Here is a 17,661-nt window from a genome sequence, read left to right as displayed (position 1 = left end):
ATATTTCTGATGTATGCAGTCTGCTTGTAAGTGGATATGTGTCGCAACGACCAGAATCCTGTTTAACGCTTAATCAGGATTTTTTCATTTCGAGAAACTCTTTGTATGCGGCAACATTGAGGGCATGAATACATCTCAACCCATTCAATTTGATCTCATGAATTCCCGGCAACATGGAAGAATCCTGTTTGCGATGGGCATGTCTGTATCTGAAATTGCCAAACAAATAGAAGAAAATAGAGCCACGGTTGAAAGTTGGAAACAGCGCGATGGCTGGGAAAAAGCCGATTTATTTGATGACGTGACTTTGGGTTTAAAAGTCCGTTATATGGCGCTGACCTTTATGGATAATAAGAGTAATGCAAATTACAAAGAAATGGATTTTATCGGTGTTCAATTTGAACGATGGGCACGAATAGAGCGCTATCGTGAAGGGGGAACGCAAGCGGATCTCAATCCTAAACTTGAAAATCGTAATGATAAACCACGTAAGAAAAAACTGAAAAATCAGATTACGGAAGAGGATTTACAAAAACTCGAACAAGCCTTTGAAGAATATCTATATCTGTATCAACAGGAATGGATGAATGCCATATCCTGGTCGCGAATTTTCATTTTGCTGAAATCCCGCCAGATCGGTGCCACCTATATTTTTGCATTATGGGCTCTGATTGATTTACTCAAAACAGGCAAAAACAAAATCTTTATGTCTGCCTCTAAAGCGCAGGCCTATCAATTTATTGAGTATATCAAAGCCTTTGTTCTTGAAATTTGTGAGATTGAACTGACGGGAGATCCAATCGTCATAAACGGACCTAATGGGCAAGCGACTGTTTATTACCTAGGAACAAATGCGCTGACTGCTCAAGGTCGACATGGTGATGTCATCATGGACGAGTTTTTTTGGATTCGTAATTTTCTGAAATTCAAAAAAGTGGCCAGTGCGATGGCTTCGCAAAAAATGTACAAGCAAATCTATATGTCCACGCCATCTAGTATTTTGCATGAAGCCTATACTTTTTGGACGGGAACAGACAGTAAACGAAAATTACCGATTGAAATTGATGTCAATAAAGTTGCATTAAAAATGCCTGTGAAATGTGCCGATCGCAAAACTCGGCAGATTGTCACTTTAGATGATGCTGAAGCCAAAGGCTGTGATTTATTTGATCGTGAAGACTTGCTTGCAGAATATGGTGATGATGAGTTTGCCAATCTGTTTGATTGTGATTTTATTGATGATTCAGGTTCATATTTCCCACTCAAAGATATCATTCCCAATATGGTGGATTCATGGGAAGTCTGGAATGATTTTCATCCCAATGAAACACCCCACTATCAAGGTGATGTCTGGTTGGGGTACGACCCATCATTTACCGGCGACAATGCTGCCTTGGCCGTGATTGCACCACCTCGTACTTCTCTAGAACCGTACCGAATTCTAGAGGTTAAACAGTTCAAAGGACTGACCGCACAGGAACAGGCGCTTTACATTAAAAAGGTCTGTGGGCGCTATAACGTCACCTTTATTGGTATAGACAACACCGGTAATGGTATTGCTGTTGCGGAGCATGTTGCTAAATTTTTCCCTGCTTTAACACGCTTGAATTACAACCCCGAACTTAAAATTCGGATGGGGCTGCGGGCAAAAGAACTTTTCCAAAAAAGACGTTTACATTTTGATGCAGGTCTCACCACTGTAGCCAAAGCCTTTCTTTCAATTAAAAAAGCACTCACCAGTGGTGGTGGTAATAAAACCCTCATTACCAGTCGATCCGCTGAAAATGGTCATGGCGATATGGCATGGGCAATCATGAACGGTTTAGAGAAAGCTCCGATTATTGATACCACTGATGCATCCCAACTAGGCGCACAACGTAGCCGAATTCGAGTATTCAAATCATGAACTTAAATCATTTTATTCCTAAATCCCTGCAACGGTTTAGTCCATTTGCTATAGCCTCAACTGGGGCACCGACGGAAGTATCAGCCAAGAGCTCAATTATTTGTCGTAACTTTGGACAGCCGGAACCGGTACTGGATGGGCATGCTTTGTTTGAATATGGCTATTGTCCAAAATGGCAAGACTGGTATGACTTGCCCTACGACATGTTGGCCACTGCCAAACTGTTCCGGGCAACCAGCCACCACACCAGTGCCTTAATTGTGAAGCGCAATATCTTAACCAGCGATTTTATTCCTCATCCTTGGTTAAGCCGTCATGAATTTAATGCATTAGCCCTGAACCTTCTGACTTTTGCAAACTGCTATGTGCATATCAAAAGAAATCGTTTTGGGGGAATAATTGGACTCGGATCTCGACCTGCATTAAATATGCGTCGTGGTCTGGATTTGGAAAGCTACTTTCAACTGGATTATGACCAGACCAAAAACCACAAATTTTTACCACAAGACATGATTCATTTATTTGAATCAGATATTGGGCAGGAGGTGTATGGAGTCCCAAATTATTTAAGCAGCGTGAATGCGATTTTACTGAATGAATCTGCTACCTTATTCCGTCGACGCTATTATAAAAATGGGGCTCATGCCGGTTTCATTCTTCACATGACTGATGCATTACAAACTCAAGATGATGTGGATGCATTAGAAGATGCTTTAGAAAACTCCAAAGGGGCAGGTAACTTTAAAAACTTATTACTCTATACACCAGGAGGAAAAGAAAAAGGGGTGAATGTTATTCCTCTGGCTGAGGTGGCTGCTAAAGATGAGTTTTATAATATTAAGATCGCCAGTCGTGATGACCAGTTGGCAGGACATCGCATTCCGCCACAGCTCATTGGCGTGGTACCACAAAATGCAGGTGGTTTTGGTGATGTAGAAAAAGCCGCGAAAGTTTTTTATTACAATGAAATTGTCTATTATCAAAACCTATTGAAACAGATCAATGAGCGACTTAGGGTAGAGGTCATTCAGTTTAAAGATTATGAGCTTTTATCTACTAGTGAGTAGGTAAAACTACTCATACCTTATAAAAATATTTTTACATAAAAAACCCTGACAGGATGCCAGGGTTTTTCGTATTGGTTCGCTCGGTATAACTCCTGTCGTACCTTACTGTCCTTGTGCGTATTATTGTTCTTATTATTGTGTGGAACTTCCTGTTCCTTATAAATCCATCATAGGAAATTGCAGCCAGGTCGTATAGCCACAAAGGGCCGGAATTGTTGTAAGCATATACTTACAAGGCTGGCTAAAAACTGTCCCGGTTTTATACGCAGAAATTGGGGGTAATTTTTGCCTTGGGAAGATTGGTAACATTGGAAAAAGTTTCAATCTGATTAAAAAAAATTAATTTTATTGGTGAGAATATAGACACTTTAAATGATTTCTAACAAAATAATTTCGTATAAGCACTATTGTGTTAAATAGAAGATTTTCACCCCAGTAACAGATAGAAATATATTTATTTATATTAATTTTAGATGTAAAGAAATAATCACTTATAATAATTAAAATAAAGAAAAAATAAAAAAGGTGATCCAATGTCAACTACGTATACTTTGAAATGTGAGAGTGTTGGCAATATTATGACACTCACAATTATTGACAGTCTTAATCTTCTTCCAAGCAGTGATACTTGGTCATGTGAACCAAGTAATGCAATGAGCTTAACGAATGGCAGTGTAGCAAATTGGGGTACAGCCACAATTTATCTGCATGGGAGCGGTGCAGGTGCGCTTGTCGAATTGGAAAATTTTGGAAAGCATACACAAATTGGTGATTCTGGCACAGGCTCAAAGTCTGATCCTGATGGAATATTTCCATCAGGAAGTTTTTCGTGGCAATGCATTGCTAGGGAATAAAATAGGATAGACTCTATTAAAAAATTAACATCTGTTTTTACATTCTGTTCGAGCGGCTTCAACTGCTATTTGACAAACTAAAATAGCAGCACCACCACTTAAGGTTGCGCAAGCGGCAAATCCAGCAGCAGCCGTCGTATCACATAATACTTTACAAGCCTCTTTTATGGGATCTGGGATGTTAGGAAGTTTTGGCCAGTCTATTCTTATTCCAAAATTCTGAATATTATCTAATGTTAATGGAGAATCATCACCATGAATATTATCTAATGTTAATGGAGAATCATCACCAAGAAAATCCTCTAACTTTAATAAAGAATCACCAACAATATTAGTATCCTGAGTGATTGTATTGGAATTTACTAAAACATCTTTGATAGAAGCTTTATCATCCTCTGATAATGGATTCCATATATCAGAAGGAATTGTTAAATCTTTCATTTGCATACTCCTCAATACTTGATTTGATTACTCATTTAATGAGTAATCAATATATTGTATTATCAATATTTTTTTTGAATATTAATATTTGTGAGTTTTATATATGAATTTTATTTTAATATAAATTATTTAAATTTAGTTTAATTTTAAGATTTAATATATTATTATATGTCTATATGTTTAATAAAAAATTTTGATTTTGAGACCTATTTAATTTGTATAATTTACTGATTATTTTTTTAAAATTATAATTAAGAGGGAGATTGGTTGAATTTAATTCAGGAAAATTAGATTTACTTTTAAAATATGAGTATAAATTATTTGAATTATAAAATTAGTTTTACTGAAATTAAAAATAATATAATTACTTAATTCTTCTAAAATTAACATAATACACTTTTGTACGAAATCAAAAATGGGAGCCTAGCTCCCATTTTTATCGAATATTTAATGTTAAATTGCTAGACGTAAATTAAGTGCTTTTACAACTTTAATTACGGTATCAAAGCTAGGGTTAACATCGCCAGAAAGTGCTTTGTAAAGGCTTTCTCTACCTAGTCCTGTATCTTTAGCTAGTTGGGTCATGCCTTTAGCTTTTGCAATGTTTCCTAGAGCTTTAGCGATAAATGCTGCATCACCATTAGATTCTTCTATGCATGCTTGTAAGTAAGCTTGCATATCATCTTCTGTTTTAAGGTGTTCAGCACTATCCCACTTACGAAGTTTAACAGCCATTTATAGCTCCTCTTCCAAGTCTTTTGCTAACTGTAAAGCTAGTTTTATATCTTTACTTTGAGTGGCTTTATCTCCACCAGCTAATAAGATAATAATTCTTTGCCCTTGTTTGCAGTAATAAACTCTATATCCAGGTCCAAAGAAGAAACGTAACTCAGATACCCCTTCACCGACAGGCTCAGTATCTCCAAAATTTCCATCTTCTACCCGATCAATCCGAACTTGTATTCGTCTTTTAGCTTGTTGGTCTTTTAACTTATCAAACCAACTATCAAAGACTTCTGTGGTATATATTGAGTACATAAGAAAAATGTATCTTATAAGATACATTGTGTCAATTTTTTTGTGTTATTCCCCCGTAGAATTAATTATTTTTACCTGGTCAAGTTCAATACATCTAGTAGATCTTATTTTCACTCTATTTAAATTAGGAGGGGCAGGTGTCGCTTAGCCAAACGCAGTTCCCTCCCGCCTGCGCGCTTTTACTAAAAGTCATTATTTTGATGCAGTGCTAAAAATAGCTCAGACCAAAGCTATCAAAGCCTTTGAGGGAATATGAAGACATTGGAATTGATGCAAAGTGATGCGGTCTGATGCAAATTGAAAGATATAGAATAAATCGAACTATTTAATGAATTTTATAAGTCCAAAAATAAAAGTTCAATTTAGGTTACCGATATTAAAAATAATATCTAAGTTATTAATTTATAATATAAAAAATGGTAACTTTTATTAGGTTACCAAGGGTTACCAATACTTTTTAAAAATTAATTAATATATTAAAAACATATACTTAATAGGTTACTACTGGTAACCTAAAAAACGGGTTACTCGTAACTCAAAAGTAACCTAGAAGTAACTTTTATAAAATACCTTAAAATTAAATAAATACATATAGATAACTATTGTTTTAATAATTAGTAACTTTAGTAACCTGTTTTTTTTATGATGTGAAATTTTAGATTACGATAATGTAGGTATATAAAATATTTGTTCAATCCTGCAAATATATTTTGCTAATAAATGGCACCATGCTTCTATTGAACATACTGATTGTATGACGTTTATATTGATGTTAAACAAGATGGAATGCGACAAATATACGTCAGGCAGAATTTAAGTTTTTGATGTTATTTAAGTTGCATTGTCTTTGACATCGTAGAGGTCAGCAGTTCGAGTCTGCTTATACCTACCAAGATTTTAATAAGCAGATTCTTTTTGAATCTGCTTTTTTTATGCCTAAAATTTTGATATTGAGTGAGTTGCACATGAGCGACATAGTTTGTCGTAATTGTATTTTAGTCGAATTGCATAAGTTATTGAATTTACTATACTGAAAAAAATAATTTCCGAAAATTAATAAAAATGGAACAACTGAATCCTTCTGATTTAAAAGCGATCTTGCATTCTAAGCGAGCAAATCTCTATTATCTAGAACACGCACGCGTCATGCAAAAAGATGGTCGAGTGTTATATCTGACCGAAGCAAAAAATGAAAATCAGTATTGGAATATCCCCATCGCCAATACCACAGTCATTATGCTGGGCACGGGAACCTCCATTACCCACGAATTTGAAGATTACGAGTTCACTGCCATGTAGGCAGCTTAGAAAATAAAACGCAGGTCAAGGTGGTCAGAAAAAGAGTTTACTGCCATGTAGGCAGCTTAAAAGAGGTACGATTTTGGAGCTGACGTCTTAACAGTTCATTGCCAGACATAGCTCAAGATTACATTTAAAACTCTTCAGAAAATTCCTTCATTTTTATATCGAACTGCGCTTAAGTTGTTCTAACTCTATAATATATTGATCAATCTGATGTTCCATTGCAGGCAAAATCTGTTTTAAGAACTGGCAATATGAAATGGCTTCATCTGCAGCAACTGTACCTGTTTTGACCAGCTGTTTTTGCTGTTCCAACATTTGGCTCACCTGACGTAAATCGGGTTGCTGTCCATGACTCAAAGCATCGCTAATTCCTGCGAAATCTTGATACAGTCGGTCACGTTGTTGAATGAGTTCTGCCTGATTTGATACCGCTACTGGATTGGCTTGAGCTGGTGCGCTAAGGACTGCTTTTTTTTCTAAAGTAGTTTTAGTTGGAATTGGCTTTTCTTTCGGTTTTGCTGTATTTGGTAGAGTTGGGGGGAGCGGTTTAAATAGATAAACCACAATGATGAGTAACAAGGTCACAATAAAGCCGATAATAAGACCAAGTCGTATGCTGCGATCCATACCAGAAATCCTGCTCTTGCATTTAAATTAAAAGCAGACCCAATCTTAAGATCAGGTCTGTACGATTTATAAAAAACAAACAGTTAAGGTGTCGACCAGCCCGCAGGTGCATAACCGATACGCACACGTTGTGGATGATTGCCTACAGGAACACTCAGCACTTTTTCACCCGTTGCAAAATCAATTACGGTAACCACATCATTTGCGCTCTCTGAAATCACGCAACTTTTTCCGTCCGGACTTTGTGTTGCCCAGTAGGGTTTGCCTGCAGCTATCAGCTTGCCAGCTTTCAAGGTTGAACGATCGACAATGGTGGCATAGTCATCCATAGTGCCTGCCACACATAATTTCTCCCCATCAGCACTGATGGATAATCCATGATGACGGGAGTCATTTACATATTTTGTCCGGTCAGAGGGAATGGTAGAGCTGCCAGGAAGCTGGCCAATGCGGGTGATTTTATCCTGATTCAGGTCATACTCGATCAAGCCGTTAAAAAATGAAACTTGCGCATAAATTTTAGATTCATCCTTGCTAAACACAATTGGACGCACAGCATTGGATAAATCTTTACGGCCTACCGCATCTAGCGCCGGACGGAAATCAATGGTTTTGAGGACTTTAAAAGTATTGGCATCAGCAATGGTGAGGACTCGTTTGCCTTTGGTGAAATCTTGCCATGCAGCATCCATAGACGTTTCCACATTACCAATGGCCGAGTTTAGAATTTTTGTGCCGCCGTTAAAGAAAATATTTTCGTGCGGTTTGTCGCCTGTTGCAAAACGTCCTAACTCTTTACCGGTGTTGATATCCAGCACATGAACCACATTGCCCGAAGATGCCGATACAGCTAAGCGCTGACCATCTGGAGAAACTGCCATATGATCGGCACGGAAGCCCTCTACAGGGGCACGCCAGTTGATTTTTCCGGTCGCAATATTAATAGAAACTACATCGGCAAAACTTGGACGAGATGCCACTACTGATTTACCATCTGGCGTAGAGTACATATCATCTACAAGCTGATCATGACCTTCACCAGCGGTGGACTGAATATACGTATAGGCAATCAGTTTAACTGGATTGAGGTGGATTTCCAGCAAACGCTCTTTGCGATCAGGGATCATATTGATGACACCGATTTTTTTATAATCCTGATTAGAACGAATCACCGTTACCGTTCCATCCCAGTTGTTGCCAACAAAAAAGACTTGCTGACTATTCGCCGGGGCAGGCACTACCGATGTTGCGGCATTGCTATTTAGGGATGTGAATGCGATTGATGTAAATAACGCATTGACACTCCATTTGAGGAAAAGATTTTTGTTTTTCATATCATTATTCTCCGATTCAGATCCATGAAATCGATTTTTTATTTGAATTTTCATTGCTGCCTAATACTCCTGTATTAGTTGAGCCATAGGATAAAGAATTTAGTAATCAATAAACAATTAAATCCCGGACAATCCGATAAAATACGCGCCAGAATTGACTATCAATCAAGTTCTTATTTTATAAACATTGAATAATCAATTAATTGGTAGAGTAGGACGGATTATTTTTCCGACAGAATATCGAATCCATTTTTTATCTTTTTGTTACATCTTTGATTTAAATGTCGAAATTTGCAAAATGCTACATGATCTGTTGTACAAAAGCCGTACTATAAAAATGATTTTGTTGAGTTTGCAATATTATGTCTCAGATAGATATTCTGGTTGCTTTGGCCGATATTGAGGTGAATCAGGCTGAACTGCTCTCTATTCAGCGCAATGATTTGATCCCTTTACTGCAGGATCAATATCGTCTGAATCATTATGCCGATTCAGTCATTCAGGCTCAGTCCGTTTTATTAAACGGGGTTGATCCACACCTGACCCGGCAATTAAGTAGCACGATAGAACAGCTGATTCAGGCCTTGGCCGATTCAAAAAAATATTTAAAAGCACGCAAGTTTAATGCCTGGCAAAAGTGGTTGGGGATTGATCTGGAATATGGTTCGGGGCAGGTTGAGTATTATAAAAACCTGGATCAATTACTCAATCGGGCCAATCATTTAAGTCAAAAATTACAGATTGAGATACAAAAGTCGCAGGCACGCTTTCAGCAATTGCTTGGGCATCGCGAGCAAATGGCGAAATACATTCTGGCTGCGCAAGAATTTTTGCTGGAATATCCAAATTTCGTCAAGAATATACATCCTCTGGATAATTTTTCAGAAAGATTATCGAAAAAGATCAATTCATTACAAACCTTGCAGGCCAGTAATGATATTGCAATTACACAGATGCAATTATCTCAGCAACTTTCTTTTACTTTACTGGACCGGTTTAAAGAAGCACAGCAAGTGCTGATTCCGGCCTGGCAATATCATGTTAAACAAAGCAATCAAAGCGGTTCGGGCATTGAACTGGAAAAGCTGGATCATAGCCGGGAGACTTTGATTAAAACTTTAAGAAAATCGTTAGAGAAACCTATACATTAATGATCATATTCAGGTGAAGCATGACTGATTTTAAACCTCAAGATTTACCCGCTGAAATCACTCCGGATGTGGTTCAGCAAAAATTTCAGCTACTGAATTTAAAAGAAATTGGCTTGCAGGATTCAGACTTTAATGAAGTGATGAATGCACATAAGGAACTGGCTGAAATGAGCCATAATGTAGTGGCTGAATATGGGAAAAATATTGCAACAAAAACTTCGACTTATACCGATGAGCTGCTGAACCTTGTACAAAATAAAGAACTGGATAGCACCGGTCAAAAATTGAATCAGGTGGTGCAGGTTGCGCAGCAGTTGAATAGCAGCAGTATTTTAAACAAGAAAAAAAGCAGCGGTTTCTTAGGGGGCTTGATCAGTAAAATGAAAGGGGCCAAGCAAAATTTCAATCAGCATTTTAATAGCACCAAAGAACAGATTGATGTCTTGGTCAAAGAAATTGAAACTTCCCAATTGGGGTTAAAAACCCGTGTCGAGACGTTGGATAAAATGTTTCAGGGCGTGCAGGATGAATATAAGCAATTGGGGATCTATATTGCCGCCGGGAAATTGAAAGAGCAGGAAATCCAGCAGCAAATTGCGGCCTTAAGCAGCCAAACCCAAGATCAGCCCACGGTGCAAAAGGTCTATGACCTCAATCATCTGGCCAATCATCTGGAAAAACGCGTCAGTGATTTACAGGTTTTACAGCAGTCTGCCATGCAAACCTTACCAATGATCCGAATTATCCAGTCCAATAACCTGATGTTGGTGGATAAATTCTATGCGATTAAAAATATTACCTTGCCGGCATGGAAAAACCAGATCAGTTTGGCGATTTCCCTGAATGAACAGAAAAACAGTGTCCAGCTGGCCAATAGTATTGATGATGCGACCAATGACCTGTTACGCCGAAATGCCGACCTGTTGCATCAAAATTCGGTGGCTACGGCCAAAGCCAACCAGCGTTCAGTGATTGATATTGAAACACTTGAACATGTGCAGAACACCCTCATTAAAACAGTAAATGATGTGATTCAGGTGCAAAAAGAGGGTATGCAGAAACGTGCTGAAGCCACGACACGCTTACGTGCCTTGCAGGAAAATCTGAATCATCTGGTGATTGAATCCAGTCGCAGTGAGGTCAATCCATCTTAATTTTATACTTAAGTTCATTGTCTGCACTTCAGGAGAAACCGTTTGCCCCGCTTAGATGAATATGCTGTAAATCCGCAACAGATTGAATCGGGTGTGGTGGTGCTGAAAAAGCGCCAACGCAATCTGATGTTATTGGCGATGACCAGCAGCAGCATTTTTCTGGCATCTGTGGTGGCGCTATTTTTACAGCATGATTTTGTCTATAGTTTTTTTGGTATAAGCACAGAATTAAAACAACTGCATATGCCTATGAGTGTAGATGCAAATCTGGCCAAGCTGGGTCAGCATACGGATTATTTTAGTAATCTGTTGTCGTGGTTTGGCTGGCTGATTCTGAAGTTGTTTGTGTCTTTTGTCGGGGCATTTTTTGTCATTCATTTTTTGAAAAAAATCCGTTTCTTTTATGTCCGTTTTCAGTCTTTTATTTTGAAGTTTGTCGGATGGATTATTGCATTTATCGTCTTGTGGTCAGGCCTGACTTATCTGCAATATGATTTAAATGACGATCAGGACGCATACGCAGAAGTCATTCAATACGATAAAAATATTCAGCAAAGCGAGTTGGCGCAGTATTTACAGCAAAGTAATTTAGATCAACCAGTAAAGGCATATCTGCTGGCGCAAACTGCGCTACTGCATAAACCGGTAGATAAAGATGCGGCTATTCCACAAGTTTTGGCGCTGATTAAAGCGGAAAAAACAGATCCGAATTTTTTTGAATATGGTTTTAAACCTGAACAGCTCTGGACCATGCAACATCAGCTGTATGGTCAGAGTTTAACGCCAATGGCGAAAATTGTTTCCAGACAAGTGACTCAGGCAGAGCAAATCAGCGGTCTGGTGAATATATTGATTATTGCAATGCTCATCTTATCTGCAATTTTGAGCCTCATCTTATTTATTTTAGCGCAGCATTTAAAAGGGCGAATATTGCGAGTTGAACAGCGCCTTATAAATTAAATGATGCAAGTTAAAAGCCCTTTAACAGGGCTTTTAAATTTTTTGTAAACTGTCATTTCTTTATGATTTTCTTGACCTTAGCAATGAAGTCGAGCTGAGCAAATAAAATAGAACACATTAATAATTCAATAATACGATCATAATTATAAAAACAAACTGTTTTACCTATTCAATTATCTCCTCTACTATAGCTTTATTAAATAAGCATTTACTCCCTTGGAGACGTTAGCCATGTTAGACCAAAATACTTCAGCGCAACTGAAAACCTTATTAGAACGTCTGGAAAGCCCGATTGAACTGGTCGCGACTTTAGATGCTTCAGACAAGTCGGACAAAATCAAGGAACTGGTGACTGAAATTGCCGCGCTGTCGGATCAGGTGACTGCCCGTTTTGATGGCAACAACAAACGTGCACCGAGCTTTGGGGTGGCGAAAGTCGGCGAACAACCACGAGTCAACTTTGCCGGCCTGCCGATGGGACACGAATTTACCTCTTTAATTTTAGCCTTATTGCAAGTGTCGGGTTATGCGGCCAAAGTGTCGGATGAGGTGCTGGCACAAATCAAAGGCTTGAATCTGACTGATGATTTCGAGGTGTTTGTATCGCTCAGCTGCCATAACTGTCCGGACGTGGTACAGGCCCTGAACCTGATTGCTATTCACAATCCGGGTGCAACAGCCACCATGATTGACGGAGCGTTCTTTCAGGACGAAGTGGAACAGCGCAAGATCATGGCGGTACCGATGCTGTTCCAGAACGGTAACCACATCGGTCAGGGCCGTATGACCCTGGAAGAAATCGTGGCCAAACTGGATTCAGGTTCATCGGCCAAAGAGGCAGAGAAACTGAATGCCAAAGACGCGTTTGATGTGCTGGTGATTGGCGGCGGCCCTGCAGGCAATACTTCAGCGATCTATGCAGCCCGTAAAGGCATCAATACCGGGATTGTGGCGGAACGCTTTGGCGGTCAGGTGATGGATACCATGGACATTGAAAACTTCACTTCAGTGAAGAAAACCCAGGGGCCAAAATTTGCTGCCGAGATGGAAGCGCATGTACGTGAGTACGGCGTCGACATCATGAACCTGCAAAAAGTGTCTGCAATCAAGGGTGCGGATGAGACGGCGAATGGTCTGGTGGAAGTGACGCTGGAAAATGGCGCCAAACTGGAATCCAAAACCGTGATCCTGTCTACCGGTGCCCGCTGGAGAGAGATGAATGTTCCGGGTGAACAGGAATACAAAACCCGTGGTGTAGCCTACTGCCCGCACTGTGACGGTCCACTGTTCAAGGGCAAACGTGTTGCAGTGATTGGTGGCGGTAACTCGGGTGTGGAAGCGGCGATTGACCTGGCCGGGATTGTCGAGCATGTAACGCTGGTAGAGTTTGACACCAAACTGCGTGCCGATCAGGTGCTACAGGACAAACTCAACAGCTTGCCCAACACCACCGTGATCAAGAATGCGCTGTCGACTGAAGTGGTGGGTGACGGTTCACAGGTAACGGCGCTAAAATACAAGGACCGAGCCACTGATGTGGAACACACGGTTGAACTGGCCGGGATCTTCGTTCAGATCGGGCTGTTGCCGAACACCGACTTCCTGAAAGCCTCAAAAGTGGAACTGTCAAACCGTGGCGAGATCGTGATTAACGAACGCAACGAAACCAGTGTCAAGGGTGTATTTGCTGCCGGTGACTGTACTACGGTTCCGTACAAGCAGATCATCATTGCCACCGGTGAAGGCGCCAAGGCATCACTGTCTGCTTTTGATTACATCATCCGTTCTGGACAATAAGTAAAAAGGCCAAAGTGTCCCCACGCACTTTGGCCTTAGTTCCCCAAGTTTTTGTTTTACCCTGTTTATAGGAACTCAGGCTGCTAACTCTGGGTTCCTTTTTTTATCATCACCATTTCCATTGTTATTTTGATTTTCTACATTTTTTGTTTTGCCCTTTTTTATTGTTCTTTCCCCAAGGTTATCGAACTTAATTAAGCAAGTTTTATTCCATTTCCAAATATTTTTTAAGATTTAAATAAATTCAAACCCTTAAACTTTTGCAGCAATTGCTCTTGTGTTTCCATATGTTCAGGATGCGGAATAATGCACTCAATTGGACACACAGCTATACAGGTTTGGTGCTCATAAAAGCCGACACATTCTGTGCAGCGCTTCACATCAATCTCATACACTTTGTCGCCTTCATAAATGGCCTCATTTGGACATTCAGGTAAACACATATCGCAGTTGATACATTTATCCGTGATTAATAGCGCCATCTTGTCTGGATACTCAAACTGCTTGATAAGCCAAAGATGATGCTGAAATATCGCCAGTCGAATTTGGCAAGTTACGAATCAGTAGGGCATAGTTCATATCGACATCAGCAGGGACAGGAATATCCACAACATGGCCTGAACCTTTGGCGTCGATAATCAGATTACCTTTTTTATCTTTCATTTCAGTTAAAGTAAACGTGATATTGCCTGAAGTGGTCATCAGCTCAAGTGAATCGCCCACCACAAACCGGTTTTTTACCTCAATTTTGATGTAGTCACCGTTACGCTCTAATACTTCGCCGACAAATTGTTGATGATCAAAACGCGATGAACCGGATTCATAGTTTTGATATTCACTATGCACATGACGGCGCAGGAAACCTTCGGTATAACCACGATTCGCCAAGCCTTCCAGTTGAGTCATCAATGCTGGATCAAAGGGTTTGCCTTCTAGCGCATCATCAATGGCTTTACGGTAAATCTGCGCAGTACGGGCGCAATAAAAATAAGATTTGGTACGACCTTCAATTTTTAGTGAATGAATGCCCATCTTGGTTAAACGGTCGACATGCTGTACTGCACGTAAATCTTTAGAGTTCATGAAGTAAGTGCCATGTTCGTCTTCTTCAGCGGCAAACATGTCTTCTTCATTGCGTTGTAGTAAAACCGGCTCGCCAAATTGATGTTGTTCTAGGGCGTGTTGCTCATCGGCATCTGTGTTTTTGCAGCATGACGCATCTTTGAATGAGTCTTCAATTTGCGTAACTGGAATCACATCGCCAGTTTCATCTTCAGCTGCTTCGTGAATTTTATAGTCCCAGCGACAGGCATTGGTGCATGCGCCTTGATTGGCATCACGTTTGTTTATATAGCCAGAAAGTAAGCAACGACCGGAATAAGCCATACATAATGCACCATGCACGAAAACTTCAATTTCCATGTCAGGCACATGATTTTTAATTTCTTCAATTTCTTCGATAGAAAGTTCACGTGACAAAATGACACGAGTGAGTCCCATATTTTTCCAGAATTTGACCGTTGCCCAGTTCACAGCATTGGCTTGAACAGACAAATGTACCGGCATGTCTGGAAAATGTTCACGTACCATCATGATTAAACCCGGGTCAGACATAATCAGGGCATCCGGGTTCATGGCAACCACGGGTTCCAGGTCACGAATGAAATTTTTCAACTTGGAGTTGTGCGGTTGAATATTCACCACCACATAGAATTTTTTGCCCAAGGCATGTGCCTCTGCAATGCCAATTTTCAGGTTGTCATGATCAAAAGCATTGTTACGCACACGTAAGCTATAACGTGGCTGTCCTGCATATACGGCATCTGCACCATAGGCAAATGCATAGCGCATGTTTTTCAGTGAGCCGGCAGGAGAGAGAAGTTCGGTTACGTGCGAAATGGTCATGTCAATAAAGGCATAAAAAATTTATGGCTTTATTGTATGGATCTAAAAAAATGATTCAACCTAGTAAAAAACTCGGAATTATCAAATATGTCATCGTAATGTTATCAAATTTTCATTAATATATATGGAAATACGTATATGCATATATATCTTATGGACTCAGTCAATTTTTTTAAATGTCTTGCCGATCAAACGCGCTTAGATATTCTCATGCTGATTGTGAAACAGGGCGAACGATGTGTCTGTGATTTAACGGCAACTCTAGATTTAAGCCAGCCGAAAATTTCCCGGCATTTGGCGCTGTTACGTAGCAGTGGAGTTTTGCAAGATCGGCGTCAAGGGCAGTGGATTTATTACAGCCTGACAGCAGATTTGCCGCAGTGGTGTCTGGATGTTTTAAACAGTGTCGCGGCACAAAATGACCGTTTCAATGCAGTGAATTTATCTGCCTGCGAAGCTTTAAATTGTTGTGAATAAGTAATTGGAATAATAATGAATTTTCTTTTTTTATGTACTGGAAATAGCTGCCGTAGCATTTTGTCGGAAGCACTTTTTAATGCCCGTGCACCAGAAGGCTTTAGTGCCTGTAGTGCGGGCAGTAAACCCACTGGAACAGTTCATCCTTTAACATTGAAAACCTTGCAGAATTTGGGAATTTCGACACAAGATTTATCCAGTAAAACCATGCAGGATTGTGAACAGTTTAATCCGCAAGTGGTCATTACCGTGTGTGGTTCAGCAGCTCAAGAGGCTTGTCCTTTGTATCTGGGTAAAGCCATTAAAGCGCATTGGGGACTGGAAGATCCTTCGCATTTAGATGTTTCTGAAGATGAAAAAATGCAGGCTTTTATGCAAACTGTGGAGCATATCAACCGGCGTTTTGATGCATTTTTTGCCCTGGATTTAGCCCATTTATCTGTTGAAGAATTAAGCAAAGAAATTAAAAAAATTTCTGAAATTGCCTAATCGGGAAGGTCATGACTGCTAGAAAATTGTCTTTTCTTGATCGAAATTTAACCCTGTGGATTTTTATTGCCATGGCTTTAGGCGTTGCTATTGGTGTGTATTTGCCGCAAGCATCGTCTGCTTTAAATCAAATGAGCGTGGGGTCGGTGAATTTACCCATCGCATTCGGTCTGATTTTAATGATGTACCCACCACTGGCCAAAGTGGATTATGCTGCTTTGCCACAAGTGTTTCAGGATAAACGCACCCTGATTTTATCTCTGGTGCAAAACTGGCTGATTGCACCATGCTTGATGTTTGGTCTTGCAATGATCTTCCTGCAAAATTATCCGGAATATATGACCGGTCTGATTTTAATTGGCTTGGCGCGTTGTATTGCCATGGTTCTGGTCTGGAATAATCTGGCTTGTGGCGATAACCAGTATGTCGCGGCATTGGTGGCATTTAACAGTATTTTCCAGATTCTGTTTTTCAGTACTTATGCATGGCTGTTTTTAAGTTACTTGCCGCCATATTTTGGTGTGGCTGGGCAAGTCATTGATGTCAGTTTCTGGACCATTAGCCAGGCGGTGCTGATCTATTTGGGCATTCCATTTTTGTTGGGCTTTCTAACCCGATTATTTCTGGTTAAAGCCAAAGGCCTGCTGTGGTATCAAACTCAATTTATTCCCAAGATTAGTCCGCTAAGCTTGATTGCACTGCTGTTTACCATTGTGGCGATGTTTAGTCTGAAAGGTGCAGATGTCGTTAGCTTGCCAATGGACGTATTGCGTATTGCAATTCCATTGACCATTTACTTTGTATTGATGTTCTTTATCAGTTTCTTTATGAGCAAATGGATGGGCAATGACTACCCACGAACCACAGCCATTTCTTTTACCGCAGCGGGGAATAACTTTGAGCTGGCTTTAGCTGTTGCCATTGCCACATTCGGTTTGGCTTCGCCTGTGGCATTTACCACCATTATTGGTCCATTGGTGGAAGTGCCTGTGCTGATTGCTTTAGTCAGCGTATCACTTTGGCTGCGTAAAAAGTTTTATGGCAATGAGACCCGTATTGCTGATTAATTGGCAATCAATGAAAGAAATTCTTGTTTAAATCTTTTTGATCCTTTCTAAAAACAGAGGGAATTAAGAAGAATGTTCATAGAGTAAAT

At 39.8% G+C, this 17,661-nt stretch carries 17 protein-coding genes and 1 pseudogene; 11 read left to right on the top strand and 7 right to left on the bottom strand.

Features of this window, described 5'->3' with window-relative positions; translation table 11 throughout:
- Nucleotides 1-124: 124 nt before the first annotated feature.
- The 3 genes from B9T26_RS10605 (at nt 125) to B9T26_RS10595 (ending at nt 3,827) form a co-directional block, all read left to right on the top strand.
- Nucleotides 125-1,906, top strand: coding sequence for a terminase large subunit domain-containing protein (locus B9T26_RS10605; protein ID WP_086199665.1), 1,782 nt, complete (start codon nt 125-127; stop codon nt 1,904-1,906).
- Nucleotides 1,903-2,973 (top strand): phage portal protein, encoded by a 1,071-nt coding sequence (locus B9T26_RS10600; RefSeq protein WP_086199664.1) that lies wholly within the window; start codon nt 1,903-1,905, stop codon nt 2,971-2,973. Before B9T26_RS10605 ends, B9T26_RS10600 begins: the two co-directional genes overlap by 4 nt.
- A 533-nt stretch (nt 2,974-3,506) precedes the next feature.
- Nucleotides 3,507-3,827 carry a hypothetical protein gene (locus B9T26_RS10595; RefSeq protein ID WP_086199663.1) on the top strand — a complete coding sequence of 107 codons (321 nt, stop codon included), beginning with the start codon at nt 3,507-3,509 and terminating at the stop codon, nt 3,825-3,827.
- A gap of 24 nt (nt 3,828-3,851) precedes the next feature.
- Here B9T26_RS10595 and B9T26_RS10590 read toward each other — a convergent pair whose 3' ends face one another.
- The 3 genes from B9T26_RS10590 to B9T26_RS10580 form a co-directional block, all read right to left on the bottom strand.
- The gene (locus tag B9T26_RS10590) at nt 3,852-4,268 is read right to left on the bottom strand and encodes a hypothetical protein (protein WP_086199662.1); all 417 of its coding nucleotides are present in this window, start codon (nt 4,266-4,268) and stop codon (nt 3,852-3,854) included.
- A 453-nt stretch (nt 4,269-4,721) separates the two neighbouring features.
- Entirely contained in the window at nt 4,722-5,003 is a 282-nt protein-coding gene (locus B9T26_RS10585) for an addiction module antidote protein (protein ID WP_086199661.1), read from the bottom strand.
- Nucleotides 5,004-5,306, bottom strand: coding sequence for a type II toxin-antitoxin system RelE/ParE family toxin (locus B9T26_RS10580; RefSeq protein ID WP_086199712.1), 303 nt, complete (start codon nt 5,304-5,306; stop codon nt 5,004-5,006).
- Nucleotides 5,307-6,368: 1,062 nt separating this feature from the next.
- Between B9T26_RS10580 and B9T26_RS10575 the strand changes: the two are divergent.
- Nucleotides 6,369-6,569, top strand: a pseudogene (locus tag B9T26_RS10575) (subtype I-F CRISPR-associated endonuclease Cas1); the annotation flags it as partial.
- A 198-nt stretch (nt 6,570-6,767) separates the two neighbouring features.
- Here the strand turns inward: B9T26_RS10575 and B9T26_RS10570 are convergent.
- Nucleotides 6,768-7,238, bottom strand: coding sequence for a hypothetical protein (locus B9T26_RS10570; RefSeq protein WP_086199660.1), 471 nt, complete (start codon nt 7,236-7,238; stop codon nt 6,768-6,770).
- Between the two features lie 83 nt (nt 7,239-7,321).
- A complete protein-coding gene (locus B9T26_RS10565; RefSeq protein ID WP_086199711.1) occupies nt 7,322-8,572 on the bottom strand; it encodes a YncE family protein in 1,251 nt (416 codons plus the stop codon).
- A gap of 362 nt (nt 8,573-8,934) precedes the next feature.
- Between B9T26_RS10565 and B9T26_RS10560 the strand changes: the two genes are divergently transcribed.
- The 4 genes from B9T26_RS10560 (at nt 8,935) to ahpF (ending at nt 13,634) form a co-directional block, all read left to right on the top strand.
- Complete coding sequence (locus B9T26_RS10560) at nt 8,935-9,723, top strand: tellurium resistance protein (protein ID WP_086199659.1); 789 nt, start codon at nt 8,935-8,937, stop codon at nt 9,721-9,723.
- Nucleotides 9,724-9,743: 20 nt separating this feature from the next.
- Complete coding sequence (locus B9T26_RS10555; RefSeq protein ID WP_086199658.1) at nt 9,744-10,877, top strand: toxic anion resistance protein; 1,134 nt, start codon at nt 9,744-9,746, stop codon at nt 10,875-10,877.
- A 42-nt stretch (nt 10,878-10,919) separates the two neighbouring features.
- Nucleotides 10,920-11,837: a hypothetical protein gene (locus B9T26_RS10550; protein ID WP_086199657.1), complete on the top strand. Its 918-nt coding sequence runs from the start codon at nt 10,920-10,922 to the stop codon at nt 11,835-11,837.
- Between the two features lie 231 nt (nt 11,838-12,068).
- Nucleotides 12,069-13,634: an alkyl hydroperoxide reductase subunit F gene (gene ahpF / locus B9T26_RS10545; protein ID WP_086199656.1), complete on the top strand. Its 1,566-nt coding sequence runs from the start codon at nt 12,069-12,071 to the stop codon at nt 13,632-13,634.
- 227 nt (nt 13,635-13,861) lie between these two features.
- Here the strand turns inward: ahpF and B9T26_RS10540 are convergent, their stop codons facing one another.
- Nucleotides 13,862-14,116 carry a YfhL family 4Fe-4S dicluster ferredoxin gene (locus B9T26_RS10540; RefSeq protein ID WP_086199655.1) on the bottom strand — a complete coding sequence of 85 codons (255 nt, stop codon included), beginning with the start codon at nt 14,114-14,116 and terminating at the stop codon, nt 13,862-13,864.
- Nucleotides 14,117-14,129: 13 nt separating this feature from the next.
- Nucleotides 14,130-15,539, bottom strand: coding sequence for a tRNA 5-hydroxyuridine modification protein YegQ (gene yegQ / locus B9T26_RS10535; protein WP_086199654.1), 1,410 nt, complete (start codon nt 15,537-15,539; stop codon nt 14,130-14,132).
- A gap of 153 nt (nt 15,540-15,692) precedes the next feature.
- Between yegQ and B9T26_RS10530 the strand changes: the two genes are divergently transcribed.
- Genes B9T26_RS10530 through arsB form a run of 3 tightly spaced genes read left to right on the top strand, consistent with a single transcriptional unit; the run spans nt 15,693 to nt 17,572 of the window.
- A complete protein-coding gene (locus tag B9T26_RS10530) occupies nt 15,693-16,016 on the top strand; it encodes a metalloregulator ArsR/SmtB family transcription factor (RefSeq protein WP_086199653.1) in 324 nt (107 codons plus the stop codon).
- Nucleotides 16,017-16,031: 15 nt separating this feature from the next.
- Complete coding sequence (locus tag B9T26_RS10525; RefSeq protein ID WP_086199652.1) at nt 16,032-16,505, top strand: arsenate reductase ArsC; 474 nt, start codon at nt 16,032-16,034, stop codon at nt 16,503-16,505.
- Between the two features lie 11 nt (nt 16,506-16,516).
- A complete protein-coding gene (arsB, locus tag B9T26_RS10520; RefSeq protein WP_086199651.1) occupies nt 16,517-17,572 on the top strand; it encodes an ACR3 family arsenite efflux transporter in 1,056 nt (351 codons plus the stop codon).
- Nucleotides 17,573-17,661 lie beyond the last annotated feature (89 nt).

This window comes from Acinetobacter sp. ANC 4169, assembly GCF_002135355.1.
Taxonomy (GTDB): domain Bacteria; phylum Pseudomonadota; class Gammaproteobacteria; order Pseudomonadales; family Moraxellaceae; genus Acinetobacter.
The sequence above is the reverse complement of the archived record's forward strand: the minus strand, read 5'-3'. Positions and strand labels throughout refer to the sequence as shown.